The sequence below is a fragment of the Aldersonia kunmingensis genome (assembly GCF_001646865.1).
Taxonomy (GTDB): domain Bacteria; phylum Actinomycetota; class Actinomycetes; order Mycobacteriales; family Mycobacteriaceae; genus Aldersonia; species Aldersonia kunmingensis.
The window spans coordinates 18,086-34,292 of record NZ_LRRB01000251.1 but is presented as its reverse complement, the minus strand read 5'-3'; the positions used below and the strand labels follow the sequence as shown (position 1 = coordinate 34,292).

Genomic DNA, 16,207 nt, shown 5'->3' with positions numbered 1-16,207 from the left:
CTCGTTCCCAAAACGGCTGGAAAAATGTCCCCGGCACGGTTGAATGCGTCATGCGCACTCAGTGGTTGCTGGGATGTGGTGTGTCGATCGTATTGGCGATGTCGGGCGTCGCACCCGCGAACGCTCAAGAGGGACGAGCCGAAACCGCGGTGCGTTCCACGTCGCCGGTAACCGATGTCATCGAGACGGTCGTCAGCCTGCCTGCGCCGTTGCCGCCTGCGGCCGGCCAGCATCCGCCGGAGTGTGACCGGCTGTCCTACCTCCGGTTCCGTGCCGCGAACGGCCCTGCCGATGCCGCGGACGCCGACCGCATCCTGGTCGCCCAGCCGGGCATCTTCGAGGGTGCCGGTGCTTTCGAAAGCGTTGCACGCAACACGGTTTCGACGGCCGCCGCGGCCGGCAGGTACATCGAGTTCTGGGCGCTCGACCGGCGCTCGAACTGCCTGGAAGACCACGCCGGGGTCGCTGCGGCATTGCGTACCGGCGACCTCGATGTCGCCACCGACTATTACTTTCATAAGCGCGAGGTCGATGGGCGGCGCTTCGCTGGGTACGCCGACGGTGCACAAACCGAGTGGCTTCGCGGCGTAGGGCTCGAGCAGACCCTTCGCGACCAGTACGAACTGCTGCGCCGCGAGCTGCCCGACCCCGCTGTGCGGGCGAACAAGGTGCTCTGCGGCGGCCATTCGCTCGGCGGCTTCGTCACCGGGTTCTTCGCGCAGTGGGACTTCGATGGCAATCCAGCCACTCTCGATGACGCCGGGTTCGCCCAGTGCGCGGGCTATTTCGCGCTCGACACCGTGGTGGACGCGGCGCTGCCGGTGCCCGGGTTCGGGCCGTTGGATCTACCGGCGCCGGTGGCCGCGCCGCTCGCAGCGGTAGGCGGCGTCGCCACCGGGGCGTTGCCGGTGCTGCGCCTGCCTGCGGTGATCAACCCCGAGACCACCAACCTGCTCGCGCTGACCGGACTCGCGGCTCGGCTGAATCCCGAGGGCGTCAACGACATCGTGGCGCGGTTGCCGCACAACACCAACGTCGACCTCTCGCTGCGGACGTTGCTCGCCGGCAATTTCGCGATGTTCGCCACCGGAAGTCCGGACGTTCGCACGCTGAACGCGACCAACGACGCGGTACTGGGCTCGATCATGGACGACAACTCGATGATCCTGGGCTTCATCCAGGCCAGCGTCGGTTTTGTGCGTGGACCGGTGGTGCCGAAGTCATTCCCAGTGCCCAACGAGGTGTTGTCGAACCCGTTGATGCGCAGCGCATTCGGCAATGCGCCCAAGGTGTCACCGGCCGAGTTCAGTAACCCCGTCGTGGTCTACGGCTGGGACGACTACGACGAGGTCGTACCGGGGCCGTTCACCGGGCCGGCGAACGAGATCACCTCGATCCGTCAGCTGGCCCGCAGCCTGTGCGAGCAACCGCTCGACTTCACCGAGTGGTACTTCCCGACGCAACTCGTCACCGATTTGAGTGCGGGCAACGCGCCCGCGCTCGCCGCGCACCGGCTGCATCGCGACGGCGTGCTGCGGCATCCGGTGTTCACCGCCGAGGCCAAGGACGGCCTGATCGACCCGCCGCGAGCCCGGGCAGGGGACGTGGTGCTGGTGATGCCCGGCTACAACCACATCGATTTGCTCACCGCCGCGGCCAAGCAAAACGATGGGCGCCCGGAGCAGGTCTCGACCGCTCTCGCTGCCTTCGCGACCCGTCCCGTCTTGCGGTGATCACGAACGAATGGCCCCAATTTCGTGCAATTTCCCGGCCATTTGCTCGTGATCACGGAAGCGGCAGCTCGGCTAGCGCGGGACGTGAAAGACCACCAACTCGCCGGTCCCGGGGTCGATATCCGCCCACGGCCGGTCGAACTCGATCACCGCGAGCGCGGAGGTCGGGAACTTCTCCTCGAGCTGTTGAGCTTGCGGCGAACTGCGGTTGTGCGCGAGTTCCCAAGCAGTCCAAGGTATTCCGGGAACATGTCCAACCAGCAGCAGCGTCTGCACGGCCTCGTCGACGATGTTGATCACCTCGACGAGCTCGCGCGGCGAGCCGCCGTAGATCGAGCGGTCGAATTCCACCGGGGCATCGACCGCGGTCGCAGCCAGCGTCTCCCGGGTTCGGGTGGACGTCGAGCACCGCACCGCATCTATAACCGGCTGGGTGGTGCGCAGCCAGTCACCGGCCATTGCGGCCTGCAGCTGCCCGCGCGGCGCGAGGGGGCGCTCGTGGTCGGCGACCCCGTCGGGGTAGGCGGACTTGCCGTGCCGCATCAAGATCAGCGTCCGGGTGCTCATTGTGCGGCGGCGCCCTCACCGTCGCTCGGCAGCGGACGGATGCACACCGCCGTGCGCACGGCGTCTCCGACCATGAACCACAGCCGCAGGGTGGTGGGCTGCGCGCCCCCGACGGATTCCAGGCGGCCGCGCACCATGATGTTCTCGCCGGACAGCGTCGGCGCGTTGTACTCGATGATCGCCCGGTACTGCTGCGCGATCAGCGAGGGGTAGTCCACCAGGTACTGCTCGACGGCCTGCAGATACGCGGCATTGTTGACATGGTTGAACTGGTCGATGTCCGTGGCACGCAGTGGAAAGTGCAGATCCGAGCTGGATTCGGGCGGCGCAGGCTCACTCAGCCAGGGGCGCCATTTGAGCCGGTGCTCGTCGGTCATTGCCTGCAGGAAGCCGAGGCCTTCGTCGCTGATCCGCGTCGGCATACCGGTGGATTCGCTGATGTTGATCCAGAACGCCTCGGTCTCGATCAGGCCGCCCTGGTCGCTGGCGATTCGCACCCGCATCGCGGTCCATCGCGTGGACAGCGCATCGCACCAGCGACGCAGGTGCAGTTGGTCGGGCCAGGTGATCGGCCGGATGACGTCGATGACCGTTCGGCGCACGATCCAGAACGGATCGGAAGTTTTGAATCCGGTCGCCTGCAGGTTCTCCCAGGCGATTTCTTCGAGATACTTCGCGACCCCATCGAGGCGCAGGCGGGAATCCGGATCGGTATCCGGTGTGCGGACCTGCCAGGACAAGGCAAAGCCCAGGTCTGGGGCGCGCAATGGAGCCAGCGGGTCGTCGACCGAGGTGGCCACGAGTCCTCCTTCACAGACCTGTCGGTGACCGTCAGCTTCGGTAGCCGACTTTACGTGCGTCTGGAGACTTTCCGCGCGTAACGACTTCCCGGAGAGGTAAGGAGATAGTGAAATCGGAGGCCAAATGACCGCATGGATCCTGCACGTCGACCTGGATCAATTCCAGGCGGCGGTGGAGCGGCTGCGCAATCCCGAGCTGGTCGGTAAACCGGTGATCGTCGGTGGGTCGGGCGATCCGACGCAGTCCAGGGTGGTGGTCACCTGCGCGTCCTACGAGGCGCGCGAGCACGGAGTCCGCGCCGGGATGCCGTTGCGATCCGCTGTGCGGCGCTGCCCGGATGCCGCCTTCCTGCCGGTCGATCTGGACGCGTACGAGGGCGCATCCGAGCAGGTCATGGACGCGCTGCGACAGTTTGGGCCGGTCGAGGTGCTCGGCTGGGACGAGGCCTTCGTCGGCATCGACACCGATGATCCGGAGGACGTCGCGCAGCGCATCCGCGTCCGGGTCTACGAGGAGACCGGTTTGCGCTGCTCGGTCGGAGTGGGCGACAACACGCACCGGGCGAAGCTCGCCACCGGCTTTGTGAAGCCCAAGGGCACCGGCGCACCGGCCCTGTCAGGGGTTTTCCGGCTGACCGCGCAGAACTGGGCCGAGGTGATGGCCGACCGCGGCCCGGACGCGTTGTGGGGCGTGGGGGCGCGCACCGCAAAACGCCTGGCGGACCTGGGCATCACAACGGTGGGACAGTTGGGAGCCGCGGACCGGAACGAGCTCGCCGCGGCGTTCGGGCCACGGACCGGGCCATACCTGCGACTGCTCGGCACGGGGGCCGGGCGCATTGAGGTGGCGACCGAGCCGCGGGTGGCGCGGGGCCGGAGCCACTCGCGCACGTTCCCCCAAGACCTCACCGATATCGCCGACATCCGCGCCGGGGTTGTGGAGCTGGCGACCGCCGTGGCACACGAGGTCATTGCTTCCGGCCGCACGATCGAGCGGGTCGCCGTCACCGTGCGAACCAAGACGTTCTTCACCAGCAGCCACGCGCACAAACTTCCGGCACCGTCTACGGATGTGGACGAGGTCGTCACGGTCGCGCTCACCCTGCTCGGCATGTTCCCGCTCGATCGGCCGGTGCGGTTACTCGGTGTCCGGCTCGACCTCACCGATCTCGATCAGCCACCCGAGATGCCCTCGAATGATTGACGTTTCGACCCTGTGTCAGGGCACGAGAACTGCCGCGCCGGTGATCCGGCCCTCCGCGAGGTCGGTCAGTGCGCGGTCCGCCTCGCCGCGCGGATACGGCGTTGTGCTCAGCCGGATGCGATGCTCGGCGACGAAGTCGAGGAACGCGCGCGCGTCGGCGCGGGTGTTCGAGGTGACCGATCGCAGCCGACGTTCCTGGAACAGGTGCTGCTGATAGTTGAGTACCGGGATGTCGGACAGGTGGATCCCGGCGACGGCGAGCGTCCCGCCGCGATCGAGTGCTGCCAGCGCGGGCAGTACGAGCTCGCCCACCGGCGCGAACAAGATCGCGGAATCCAGCAGGACCGGTGGTGGATCCCCGGCACCCTGGACCGACGCGGCACCGAGGTCGAGTGCGAGTTCGCGCGCACCGGCGCCGCGCGTCATCACGTGCACCTCGGCGCCCCGGGCGATCGCCACCTGCGCGCAGATATGCGCGCTGCCGCCGAAGCCGTAGATGCCGAGCCGCCCGCCCGGCGGCACGTTCGCGCACAGCAGCGCGCGATAGCCGATGATGCCCGCGCACAGCAGGGGAGCGAGCTCCTCGTCGCGGTACCCGGTGGGTAGCCGGTGCACGAAGGCGGCGGGCGCGACTGCGAACTCGGCGTAGCCGCCGTCGAAATCCCATCCGGTGTAGCGCGATTCCGGACACAGGTTCTCGTCGCCACGCAGGCAGTAGCGGCAGCGGCCGCAGGTATGCCGCAGCCACGCGACTCCGACGAGCGCGCCGACATCGAAAGCGTTCACTTCGGCGCCCGTTGCGACAACCTCGCCGACCACCTCGTGGCCGGGCACCACAAGCTCGCGATGAACGGCGAGATCACCCTCGGCGACATGCAGGTCGGTGCGGCACACACCGCAGCAGCGCACCTGCACCAGCACTTCATCGGGCCCCGGCTCGGGCACCGCGATCTCGACCCGGCGCAGCGGTTGCGAGCGCATCGGACCCGGCTGTTCCACCTGCCACGCGGTCATCGTGGTGGGGACCATGCCCTCCATATCGAAAACGTACGTTAAGTTCGCGACAAGACGAAGCACCAGGCATGAAACGACCGGAAGGACGCCCATGCGCGCCGTACAGCTCACCGAACTCGCCGGACCCGAATCGGTACGGGTGGTCGAGATCGACGAACCGGATGCTGCGGGCGGCCAGGTGGTGATCGAGGTGCACGCCGCGGGTGTCGCGTTCCCCGATGTGCTGATGAGTAAGGGCCTCTACCAGTACAAGCCGGAGCTGCCGTTCGTCTTCGGCGGTGAGGTGTCCGGCATCGTGCGTTCGGCACCGGAGGGTGCGCGAGTCAAGGCGGGCGATCGGGTCGCCGCGCTCACCGGTCTCGGTGGTGGCATGGCCGAGGTCGCCGTGGCCGCACCGGATCTGGTGTTCCCGCTGCCGGACGCGGTCTCGTTGCCGGCGGGCGCGGGCCTGCTCTTCAACGACCTCACCATGGACTTCGCCTACAACGTTCGCGGTCGCCTGCGCGCGGGTGACACGGTGCTCGTGCACGGTGCCGCCGGCGGCGTCGGCACGTCCGCGCTGCGGCTTGCCCGGGCCTTCGATGCAGCTCGTGTCATCGCCGTCGTGAGTACCGAGGAGAAGGCCGACGTCGCGCGGGCCGCGGGAGCGACCGATGTCGTTCTGGTCGACGGCTGGCTCGATCAGGTACGCGCGCTGACCGAGGGCAAGGGCGTCGACATCGTTGTGGACCCGGTGGGTGGCGACCGTTTCACCGACAGCCTCCGCTCGCTTGCCCGGGGAGGGCGCGTGCTGGTCATCGGATTCACCGCCGGAGGCATTCCCGAGGTGAAGGTGAACCGCCTGCTGCTCAACAACATCGAGGTCGTCGGTGTCGGCTGGGGCGCATGGTGGATGGGTGACCCGAGCATGCTGCCCTCGCAGTGGGAGCGCATCCAGCCGTTGCTGGCCTCCGGCAAGCTCGCCGCTCCTGAGCCGGACACCCGCCCGTTCGAGGATGCGGCCGCCGCGATCGCGTCATTGGAAGATCGCAGCGCCCGCGGCAAGGTCGTGCTCACGGTCCGCTAGGAATCGGGATGACGGAGGTGCTGTCGAACAGGGTGCTCAACCGCACCCTGCTCGCGCGCCAGCATCTGCTCGATCGCACAACGCTCGACGCGGCGCAGATGTGCACGCATCTGGTTGGACTACAGGCCCAGGAAGTGCGGCCACCGTTCATCGGATTGTGGAGTCGCATAGCCGATTTCGACCCGATCGTAATATCGGATGGGCTCGAGGACCGCAGCCTCGTTCGAATCACGTTGATGCGCGGCACGATTCACCTGGTGACCGCGAGTGACGCGGTCCGGATCGCGCCGCTGATTCAGCCCGAACTGGAGAAGGCGCCGTTCCGTAAGGGCTTCTTTTTCGGTGCCACGGTCGGCATGGACCGCGAGGATGTGCGCGCCCGCGGTGAGCGAATCCTCGGCGATGAGCCCATGACCACTGCCGAACTGCGCAAGCTGATCACCGCGGAGTGGCCCGACCGCGATCCCGGCGCGGTGTTGCAAGCCCTCCTGTATCTCCTGCCGGTGCTGCAGACGCCGCCCCGCGGCAAGTGGGGGCACAACGAGCGGCCGCGTTGGGCGCGGATCTCAACGTGGCTGGGCCGCCCGCTCGAATCGGACTACCCGGCCGAGGAACTGGTGCTGCGCTACCTGCGCGCGTTCGGGCCGGCCTCGACGATGGATATGCAGACGTGGTCGCGGCTGACCGGGTTGCGTCCCGCGGTCGAGCGGCTAGGTGATCGGGTCCGCACCTACACCGACGAACGCGGCCGTGTGCTCTACGACGCGGCGGACGCCGAGCTCGCCGATCCCGAACTGCCTGCTCCGGTGCGCTATCTCGGGGTCTACGACAACGCGCTGCTGTCGCATCAGGATCGGACGAGGATCGTGCCCGAGACGGGAGCGAAGGTCTCGCAGTCGTTCTCGCCCGCGCCGTCACCCGTACTGTTCGACGGGTTCGTCGCCGCGTGGTACCGGATCGACGCCGCCGCGGATTCGGCCAGGTTGGTGGTGGCGCCGGGCGCGCGCATATCGAAGAAGACCGCCGCCGCGATCGAAGCGGAGGGGATGCGGATGCTCGCCTTCCTCGAGCCGGACAAGCGGGCCGAGTTCGAGCTGGCCCCGCCACGGTAGTTGCGCGCGCTCGCCGCCCAGGACCGGTACCGGCGCAACGATATGCCGACTTTCGATGCATGGGGTTGCGGACGGTGCCGGGTGGATACCCGGTGGGGGTGAAACCCACCACACCTCGCGTTCTTAACTCCGACGTCACCTCGCGTGACTAGCCTGGCCCAAGTGTTGCCCCCAGCCCGCCGCAACATCGGTGTCGAGGAAGAGTTCAACCTCATCGACACGGTTACTCGACGTCTGACGCCGCGGGCGCCGGAACTGCTCGCGCGCCTGCCTGAAGACGTCTACGTCGACGAGTTGCAGCGCTGCGTTGTGGAGACCAACAGCGCGGTGCATACCGATCTTGCGGGACTTCGCGCGGACGTCGTCACACACCGCCGGGTCCTGCGCGATGCCGCCGCCGAGCTGGGCATGTCGGTTGTCGCGGCCGGCGCGGTTCCGCTCGCCGTGCCGGCAGAGATGGAGGTCACCGAGACACCGCGCTACCGGCGCATGCTGGCCGACTACCAACTGCTCGCGCGCGAACAGCTCATCTGCGGCACCCAGGTGCACGTCGAACTGCCCGACCGCGACGAGGCGGTGCAGGTGGCGAGTCGGGTTGCGCCGTACCTGCCGATCTTCCTCGCGCTGAGTGCGAGCTCGCCGTTCTGGGCCGACGGCTCGGACACCGGATATGCGAGCGCGCGGACGCTGATTTGGCAGCGGTGGCCGACCACCGGGCCGCCGCCGCGGGTGAAGAGCGCTGCCGAGTACGACGCCGCGATCGCCGCCCTGGTCGCGAGCGGCGTCATCACCGACCCAGGCATGGTCTATTTCGACGTGCGCCCATCGGCCACCATGCCCACGTTGGAGTTGCGGGTGTGCGACTCGTGCCCGAGCGTGGACACCGTCATCCTCATCGCCGGCCTGTTCCGGGCGCTCGTCGAGCGGGAACTCGCCCGTTGTCGTGCCGGCGAGCCGGGCCTGCAGCTGCCCTCCGCCATGGTCCGGGCCGCCTTGTGGCGCGCGGCGCGATCCGGGCTCGAGGGCGATCTCGTGGACGTCGAGGACCCGCGCCCGCTGCCCGCAGACCGGGTCGTCCGCGGCTTCGTCGCCGGGCTGCGTGGGCAGCTCGAGACCGCCGGTGACTGGGACGAAATCTTTCTGCTCACCGAGCGGGCGTTGGAGCTTGGCAGCTCGGCCACGCGGCAGCGGCGGATGTTGCGGCGACGCGGCAAGCTCATCGACGTTGTCGACCTGCTCATCGATGACACCGCAAGCCTCGAGGTGGCGCTGCCGCGGATCAACGACCCGGACCACACCATGCTGCACGGTTACCAGCCGATCGCCGATCGCCGCGAATCCGGATTCGACGAGGCGCTCGACGCGCAGGGCCGACCCCGGCGCGAATACGCCGGGGTCCTCGGCGCGGCAGCCGCGCTGGGCGCGCCCACGTTGCGGCAAATCCAGTCCACCATCGAACACGAGCAGAGCGTGCAGGGCATGACCTTCCGGGTGAGCGGGGAGGGCCGCGCCCAACTGTTTCCGATGGATCTGCTGCCGCGGATCGTGTCCGCCGAGCAATGGGATCGACTCGCACCCGGCCTGGCGCAGCGTGCGCTCGCGCTCGACTCGTTCATCGCCGACGTCTACGGCGAGCGCGCCGCGATCCGGGACGGGATCGTCCCCGAGGAGGTGGTCGACCGTGCGCCCGGGCTGCGCGACAGCGGCCATGCCGTACCGAAAGGCGCAGTCCGCGCACATATCTGTGGTCTCGACCTGGTGTGCTCCGACGCGGGCCGATGGATCGTGCTCGAGGACAACCTACGGGTGCCCTCGGGGATCGGCTACGCGATGGCCAACCGGGCGCTGATGACCGATCTCGCCGTGGACATACCGATGCCCGCGGTGCGCGACATCGACGTGGTCCCGGACATGATCCGGGACACGCTGATCGCCGCGGCGCCGCCGAACGCTCCGGACGATGTCATGGTCGCGGTGCTCTCGTCGGGGTGGGCGGACTCGGCGTGGTTCGAGCACAAGATGATCGCCGATCGGGCGAAGCTGCCCATGGTGCGAACCGAGGACCTACTCGTCGTCGATGGCCACCTGCAGTTGCGTGGCGGCGGCCGCAGCGACCGCATCGACGTGCTGTACATCCGGATGGAGGAGGACATGCTGTTGTCCTCGACCGGGCAGGACGGACGCCCGTTGCGATCCGGATTGCTCGGCGCCATCCGGGGTGGCAACCTCACCCTCGCCAACTGCCTTGGCAATGGCGTCGGCGACGACAAGGCCGTGTATGCCTATGTGCCCCAATTTATTTCCTATTATCTCGGCGAGGATCCGATCCTCGAGCAGGTGCCGACCTACCTCTGTGCCGAACGCGAGCAGCGCGATTGGGTGCTCGACCGGCTCGACCGTCTGGTGGTGAAACCGGTCGACGGCTTCGGCGGTTACGGCATCACCATTGGCCCCGAATGCAGCGAAGCCGAGCTCAATCAGCGCCGGGTCGAATTGCTCACGCAGCCGGAACGTTTCGTCGCTCAGGAGGTGGTCGACCTGTCTACGCACCCCACCTTCGACGGCACCGGCTTCCATCCGCATCACGTCGATCTGCGCGCCTTCGTACATCTGCGGGCCGACGCAGGCGGTCGCATCGCGCATGTCGCACCGGCGGCGCTCACCCGGGTCGCGCCGCCGGGCAGCCTGATTGTCAACTCGTCTAAGGGCGGCGGCGGCAAGGACACCTGGATTCTGGAGTGACGACGCGCTCGGGCGCGACAGTGACGACGCGCCGCGCCGCGACTGCTGCGCCCGGCGTGCGCGGGAGGAGGAAGCAGCAAATGTGCGGACTGTGCGGGGAGATCCGGTTCGACGGGTCATCGCCCGATCTTGCCGCCGTCGGCCGGATGTGTGCGGCGATGGTTCCTCGCGGACCCGATGGTGCGGGTGTGCACCTGCAGGGTGCGGCCGCGCTCGGCCATCGCAGGTTGTCGATCATCGACCTGTCTACCCGGGGCGGTCAGCCGATGGTTGACAGCGAACTCGGGCTCGCACTGGTGTTCAACGGGTGCATCTACAACTATCGCGAGCTGCGCGACGAACTCTCCGGGCGCGGCTACCGGTTCTTCTCCACCGCCGACAGCGAAGTGGTGCTCAAGGGATTTCACGCTTGGGGCGACCGGTGCGTGGACCGCTTCAAGGGCATGTTCGCCTTCGTCGTCGTCGAGCAGGAGTCCGGCACAGTCACCCTTGCGCGCGACCGGCTCGGCATCAAACCGCTATACCTCGCGGAGACACCCGGGCGGCTGCGCTTCGCCTCGACGATCCCGGCGCTATTGCGTTCCGGTGGCATCGACACCGGCATTGACCGGGTCGCGTTGCATCACTATCTGACCTTCCACTCCGTCGTGCCGGCGCCGCACACGATCTACAACGGGGTGCGCAAGCTGCCTCCCGCGACAATCCGCACCATCGACGCACACGGCCGAACCACCTCGCGCCGGTACTGGGAGCCGACCTTCGCACCGGCCCCTGAGCGGCGGGACTGGTCCGCGCAGGACTGGCAGGAGGCGTTGCTCGATTCGCTGCGCAGCGCGGTCGCGCGGCGGATGGTCGCCGACGTTCCGGTGGGTGTGCTGCTCTCCGGCGGTATCGACTCCAGCCTGGTGGTTGCGCTGCTCGCCGAGCAGGGGCAGCGTGACCTCGCAACGTTCTCCATCGGGTTCGATTCGGCGGGCGGTGAATCGGGGGACGAGTACGCCTATTCCGACCTCGTTGCCGAGACCTTCGCGACCAGCCATCACAAGATCCACATCGACGGATCCCGGTTGTTGCCCGCCGTGCCGCGCACCGTGGCAGCGATGAGCGAGCCCATGGTGAGCCACGACTGCGTGGCCTTCTACCTGCTATCGGAGGAGGTCAGCAAGTCGGTCAAGGTCGTGCAGTCCGGGCAGGGCGCCGACGAGATCCTGGGCGGATACGACTGGTATCCACCACTGCTCGGTGTGGATCGCAGCCAGACCACCGAGGCCTACGCGAAGGTCTTTTTCGACCGCTCCCATCAGGATGTCAATGCGCTGCTCACCCGGGAGTACCACCTCGACTACGACCCGAGCCGACAGTTCGCCTCGACGCACCACCGCGCGCCCGGTGCAGAGACCTCCGTCGATGCCGCCCTGCGCCTCGACACCACGGTTATGCTCATCGACGACCCGGTGAAGCGGGTGGACAACATGACGATGGCGTGGGGACTCGAGGCGCGCGTGCCGTTCCTCGACCATGAGTTCGTAGAACTCGCGGCCACCTGCCCGCCCGAGCTGAAACTGGCCTCCGGCGGCAAAGGAGTCCTCAAGGACGCAAGCCGCGGACTACTCCCCGTGGAAGTAATCGATCGTACGAAGGGATATTTCCCGGTACCGGGAATCCGGCATCTCGAGGGCGAGGTGCTCAACCTGGTGCGTGACGCGCTCGGCAGTCCTCGCGCCCGGAACCGGGCGATCTACCGGCCGGAAATCGTGGAGCGACTGCTCGCGGCGCCGAACAAGACGCGCACGACTCTCGGCAGCAACGCACTGTGGCAGGTCGCGATGCTCGAGATGTGGTTGCAGACGATGGAGGAGAACAACATTGGCGGCGGATGAGGTCGATCTCGACCGCATCCGGTTCACCTCCGGTGCTTCGCTCTCGCCCGACGGGTCGGCCTTCGCCTGCATCGTCGACGACGGCGGCTATCCGCGCGCGGTGCAGCGATTCCTGTCCGGGCGGCGCACCACGTCCGCCCGCTGGGTGGAGTTGCCGGTGCCGGGGTCGATCACCCGGGTGATCCATTCGGCCGACGGTCATATGCTCGCTTGCCAGCTCGCGCCGCATGGTGCCAACCGAACCCAGGTCTGGGTGGTCACCACCGATCCGGAGGACCGCGCGGCGCGGCGGCTCGGTTCGGCCGACGATTCGACGGTCGAGCTGATCGGCTGGGACGGCACGCATGTCGCGCTGGTCGCCACCGACGAGGAAGGCGTGTCGGAGTCGCGGCTGGTGGATCCCGTTACCCAGGACGTGGTCGTGCTCGACCGCCGGGTCGGCGGCCACCTCGTCGATGCCTGGCGCGCCGATGCCGAGGATGGGTACGCGCTCCTGCGGGTGGGCCCGCGCGGCTATCGCGAGCTACTGCTGCGCACGCGCGGTGAGAAAGTTCCGTTGCTGCCGGCCGATCCCGGTTCGACCACCGATATGGCGATCATCCTCGACGGACACCGCCCGGTCGGCCCGAGCAATCCGTACCGCTCCGCCGGTTTGCTCGGCGCCCGTGCCTACGGCGACCGGATTCTCGTGCGCAGCGACAACGGATGCGAGTTCGCTCGATTGCTCGAGGTGGTCGTCTCCGCAGAGGGCACCTCGTTTCGCGTGCTCGCCCAGCGCGTTGATTGCGAGCTCGACGAGTTCATCGTCAGCGACGACAACAGCACCATCGTGCTGCTCTGGAATATCAAGGGCTGCAGCGAGTTACAGATCCTCAATCTCGTCGACGGTTCCCTCAACGACCCGATCGAGCTGCCCGGCACGGTCGCTTCCGAGCTGTCCATCAGCGCGGACGGGTCGCTGCTCGCTGTGACGGTGCAGGGCCCAGGGATGCCGCCATCGGTTGAATTGGTCGACCCGCGCACCGGCGAGTGGGGACCGGTCGAGCCGGCCCGGACCGAGGTCGAGCGCATGCACGTGCCGCAGTTGCTCGAGTTCGAGGCGCGCGACGGGACGCGGCTGTCGGGTTGGCTGCACCGCGCCGATCCCAGTGCTGCCCAACCTTGTCCGATGCTGCTGTATTTCCACGGCGGGCCCGAGTCGCAGGAACGGCCCGGCTACAACTTTCTATTTCCCGGGCTCGTCGCGTCTGGGATCAGCGTGTTCGCGCCGAATGTGCGCGGCTCGAGCGGCTACGGGCGTACCTTTGCCCACGCTGACGATCGATACGGCCGCTTCGCCGGTATCGACGACGTCGCCGACTGTGTGGCCCACCTCGTGTCCTGCGGCATCGCGGATCCCGCCCGAGTGGCGTGTGCCGGCCGGTCCTACGGCGGCTATCTCACGTTCGCGTCGTTGACCTTTCATGCCGCCTTGTTCGCGACCGGTATCGCGATCTGCGGCATGAGCGATCTGGAGAGTTTCTACGCAAACACCGAGCCCTGGATCGCCGCCGCGGCCTATCCGAAGTACGGCCATCCGGAGTTCGACCGCGAATTGCTGCGCGAGCTGTCGCCGATTCACCGGATCGACGATCTCGTCGCACCACTGCTCGTCGTGCACGGTCAACAGGACACCAACGTGCCGGTATCGGAGTCCGAGCAGATCGTTGCCGCCCTTCGCGCGCGCGGCGGCCGCGCGGAGTTGCTGTTCTTCGACGACGAGGGGCACGAGATCGTGAAGCGGGAGAACAAGGCGATCATGGCCGCCACAATCGTGCAGTGGCTCACCGAGATTCTCGCCCCGGCACCGTTGCACGCCCCGCAGGACCGCGCAGTGCATCGGTAGAGTTCGGGGCGTGCGAAGCAAGCTGGCGATCGGCGCGGTGATCGCGTGTGGCCTGCTGCTCACCGGCTGCGGGGGCGATGGCGACGGAGACGATTCGGATGGGCCGGCCACAACCGGACCGGTGATCTCGGCGCCGGGTCCGTTTTTCGGCGAGTGCGGCTCGGTGACCGACGAGGAAGTCGAGGCCGCCTTCGCGATCCCAGATCTGCCCGTCGTGACGCGAGATTCGGTGGGCTGCGTGTGGGAGACGGGCGATGTGCTCGGACCCAGCGTCAGCTTCAGCTGGTACCGCGGGTCGCCGATAGGCCGGGAGGCCGCAGGCTCGGGCCTGATCGGGCGGCCGCCGGAGAAGATCGAGATCGCGGGGCACGAGGGATTTCGCGGTTCGATCGCGGACGAACTCTGCGAGATCGGTGTGCAGTACGGCGACAGCTTCTTCCACTGGTCGGTCAGTTACAGCGATACACCCGCGACCGCGGACCCGTGCGCGGTCGCCGGCGACCTGGCCAACCTGACCGCCGAGAGGACCAAGTGATGCGGCGGCAGCGCAGCTGGGTCGCCGCACTGCTGGCGACCGTGGCCATCGCCGGCACCGTCACCGGTTGCTCCCGCACCATCGAGGGCACGGCCGTCCCGGTCGGTGCGTCGGGCGAGCACGGGGAGTTCCGCAACCTGCTCACCGAGTGCGACGCCGTCTCCGATGACCAGATCGCGGAGGTTGTCGGGGCGGATGCGATCTCCCGTTCCTTCTTCGGCGCGATCTGCCGGTGGGACGCCAACGGCCCGAGCGGGCGGATCAAGATCGTCTTCAATTGGTTCGAGACCGGTTCGCTCGAGGTGGAGCGCCAGACCAACACCCAGCTCGGCTACCGCGTCGAGGACGTCCTGATCCAGGGCCGGAAGGCGATCCTCCTGAATCGTCCTGGGGACAGCGACTCCTGCGGCATAAGTGCGGGTGCGCCGGATCAGGGTGTGATCGGATGGTGGGTGCACTACCGGCCGGGCTCACCGCATCCGGATCCGTGCGAAGCAGTACGGAAGCTGGCCGAACTGACGCTGAGTCTGAGCCGGTAAAACTGCTGTACAGAGCCGGTGCAGCCGAGCGCGTTTTGCCGACAAGAGCGGCGGCGGGTATTGTGGAACATTGTGCCCGGAGCGTTCGGGCAGTGTGAATGCGGTGCGTAGGCCAGCGAGAGCGGCTGACTTAGAATGTCATGCCCGAAAATGCTGGCTATTGCTGCGTCCGACACGCCCGACCCCGGGATACGGGACAACGGTGCGAGGTCCTGCACGAGACGCTCGGTATTTAGAGACAGACGTAACGACACGAAGAAAGCCGGTCTATGCCAACCATCCAGCAGCTGGTCCGCAAGGGTCGCCGCGACAAGGTCTCCAAGACCAAGACCGCGGCCCTCAAGGGGAGCCCGCAGCGGCGCGGCGTGTGCACGCGTGTGTACACCACCACTCCGAAGAAGCCGAACTCCGCGCTCCGGAAGGTGGCTCGTGTTCGCCTGACCAGCTCGGTCGAGGTCACGGCGTACATCCCCGGTGAGGGCCACAACCTGCAGGAGCACTCGATGGTGCTTGTGCGTGGCGGTCGTGTGAAGGACCTCCCCGGTGTTCGCTACAAGATCATCCGCGGTTCGCTCGATACCCAGGGTGTGAAGAACCGCAAGCAGGCGCGCAGCCGTTACGGCGCGAAGAAGGAGAAGAGCTGATATGCCACGCAAGGGCCCCGCACCCAAGCGTCCGCTGATCAACGACCCGGTTTACGGGTCGCCGCTGGTCAGTCAGCTGGTTAACAAGATCCTGCTGGACGGCAAGAAGTCCACCGCCGAGCGCATCGTGTACGGCGCGCTCGAGGTTGCGCGCGACAAGACCGGCACCGATCCGGTCGTCACCCTCAAGCGTGCACTCGACAACGTCAAGCCGGCCCTCGAGGTGAAGTCCCGCCGCGTCGGTGGTGCCACCTACCAGGTGCCCGTCGAGGTCCGTCCGGGCCGCGCCAACACCCTGGCGCTGCGCTGGCTGGTGACCTTCGCTCGGCAGCGTCGTGAGAAGACGATGATCGAGCGTCTCGCCAACGAGCTGCTCGACGCGAGCAACGGCCTTGGTGCCGCTGTGAAGCGCCGGGAAGACACGCACAAGATGGCCGACGCCAACAAGGCCTTCGCGCACTACCGCTGGTGACGGCAGGCCGGGGC

The 16,207-nt window shown here is 67.5% G+C and carries 14 protein-coding genes; 11 read left to right on the top strand and 3 right to left on the bottom strand.

The genetic code is table 11. The annotated features are described in order from the left end of the window. Window positions 1-80 precede the first annotated feature (80 nt). Entirely contained in the window at window positions 81-1,733 is a 1,653-nt protein-coding gene (locus A8G08_RS19600; RefSeq protein ID WP_245672910.1) for a hypothetical protein, read from the top strand. Between the two features lie 72 nt (window positions 1,734-1,805). Here the strand turns inward: A8G08_RS19600 and A8G08_RS19595 are convergent, their stop codons facing one another. After that, a complete protein-coding gene (locus A8G08_RS19595) occupies window positions 1,806-2,300 on the bottom strand; it encodes a SixA phosphatase family protein (protein ID WP_068277962.1) in 495 nt (164 codons plus the stop codon). After that, window positions 2,297-3,100, bottom strand: a complete 804-nt coding sequence (locus A8G08_RS19590; RefSeq protein ID WP_068277959.1) for an acyl-[acyl-carrier-protein] thioesterase — start codon at window positions 3,098-3,100, stop codon at window positions 2,297-2,299. The genes A8G08_RS19595 and A8G08_RS19590 overlap by 4 nt, the downstream gene beginning before the upstream one ends. 124 nt (window positions 3,101-3,224) lie before the next feature. Here A8G08_RS19590 and A8G08_RS19585 point away from each other — a divergent pair, with 124 nt between their 5' ends. Next, window positions 3,225-4,304 carry a DNA polymerase IV gene (locus tag A8G08_RS19585; RefSeq protein ID WP_068277956.1) on the top strand — a complete coding sequence of 360 codons (1,080 nt, stop codon included), beginning with the start codon at window positions 3,225-3,227 and terminating at the stop codon, window positions 4,302-4,304. A 15-nt stretch (window positions 4,305-4,319) separates the two neighbouring features. Here A8G08_RS19585 and A8G08_RS19580 read toward each other — a convergent pair whose 3' ends face one another. Beyond that, window positions 4,320-5,333 carry a zinc-binding alcohol dehydrogenase family protein gene (locus tag A8G08_RS19580; RefSeq protein ID WP_187344492.1) on the bottom strand — a complete coding sequence of 338 codons (1,014 nt, stop codon included), beginning with the start codon at window positions 5,331-5,333 and terminating at the stop codon, window positions 4,320-4,322. A gap of 76 nt (window positions 5,334-5,409) precedes the next feature. Here A8G08_RS19580 and A8G08_RS19575 point away from each other — a divergent pair, with 76 nt between their 5' ends. The 9 genes from A8G08_RS19575 to rpsG all read left to right on the top strand — a co-directional run bounded on the left by A8G08_RS19575 (window position 5,410) and on the right by rpsG (window position 16,193). Then, window positions 5,410-6,384: an NADPH:quinone oxidoreductase family protein gene (locus A8G08_RS19575; protein ID WP_068277950.1), complete on the top strand. Its 975-nt coding sequence runs from the start codon at window positions 5,410-5,412 to the stop codon at window positions 6,382-6,384. An 8-nt stretch (window positions 6,385-6,392) separates the two neighbouring features. After that, entirely contained in the window at window positions 6,393-7,496 is a 1,104-nt protein-coding gene (locus A8G08_RS19570; RefSeq protein WP_068277946.1) for a winged helix DNA-binding domain-containing protein, read from the top strand. A gap of 162 nt (window positions 7,497-7,658) precedes the next feature. After that, window positions 7,659-10,238 carry a carboxylate--amine ligase/circularly permuted type 2 ATP-grasp protein gene (locus A8G08_RS19565; protein ID WP_245672909.1) on the top strand — a complete coding sequence of 860 codons (2,580 nt, stop codon included), beginning with the start codon at window positions 7,659-7,661 and terminating at the stop codon, window positions 10,236-10,238. A gap of 80 nt (window positions 10,239-10,318) precedes the next feature. After that, a complete protein-coding gene (locus A8G08_RS19560) occupies window positions 10,319-12,118 on the top strand; it encodes an N-acetylglutaminylglutamine amidotransferase (protein WP_068277943.1) in 1,800 nt (599 codons plus the stop codon). Beyond that, window positions 12,105-14,003, top strand: a complete 1,899-nt coding sequence (locus A8G08_RS19555; RefSeq protein WP_068277938.1) for an alpha/beta hydrolase family protein — start codon at window positions 12,105-12,107, stop codon at window positions 14,001-14,003. The genes A8G08_RS19560 and A8G08_RS19555 overlap by 14 nt, the downstream gene beginning before the upstream one ends. Before the next feature lie 10 nt (window positions 14,004-14,013). Further along, on the top strand, window positions 14,014-14,538 hold the full coding sequence (locus A8G08_RS19550) for a DUF3558 domain-containing protein (protein ID WP_157108674.1): 525 nt from the start codon (window positions 14,014-14,016) through the stop codon (window positions 14,536-14,538). Next, window positions 14,538-15,077: a DUF3558 domain-containing protein gene (locus tag A8G08_RS19545; RefSeq protein ID WP_068277934.1), complete on the top strand. Its 540-nt coding sequence runs from the start codon at window positions 14,538-14,540 to the stop codon at window positions 15,075-15,077. The genes A8G08_RS19550 and A8G08_RS19545 overlap by 1 nt, the downstream gene beginning before the upstream one ends. Window positions 15,078-15,346: 269 nt before the next feature. Then, entirely contained in the window at window positions 15,347-15,721 is a 375-nt protein-coding gene (rpsL, locus tag A8G08_RS19540) for a 30S ribosomal protein S12 (RefSeq protein WP_068277931.1), read from the top strand. A gap of 1 nt (window position 15,722) precedes the next feature. Beyond that, a complete protein-coding gene (rpsG, locus tag A8G08_RS19535) occupies window positions 15,723-16,193 on the top strand; it encodes a 30S ribosomal protein S7 (RefSeq protein ID WP_068277928.1) in 471 nt (156 codons plus the stop codon). Window positions 16,194-16,207 lie beyond the last annotated feature (14 nt).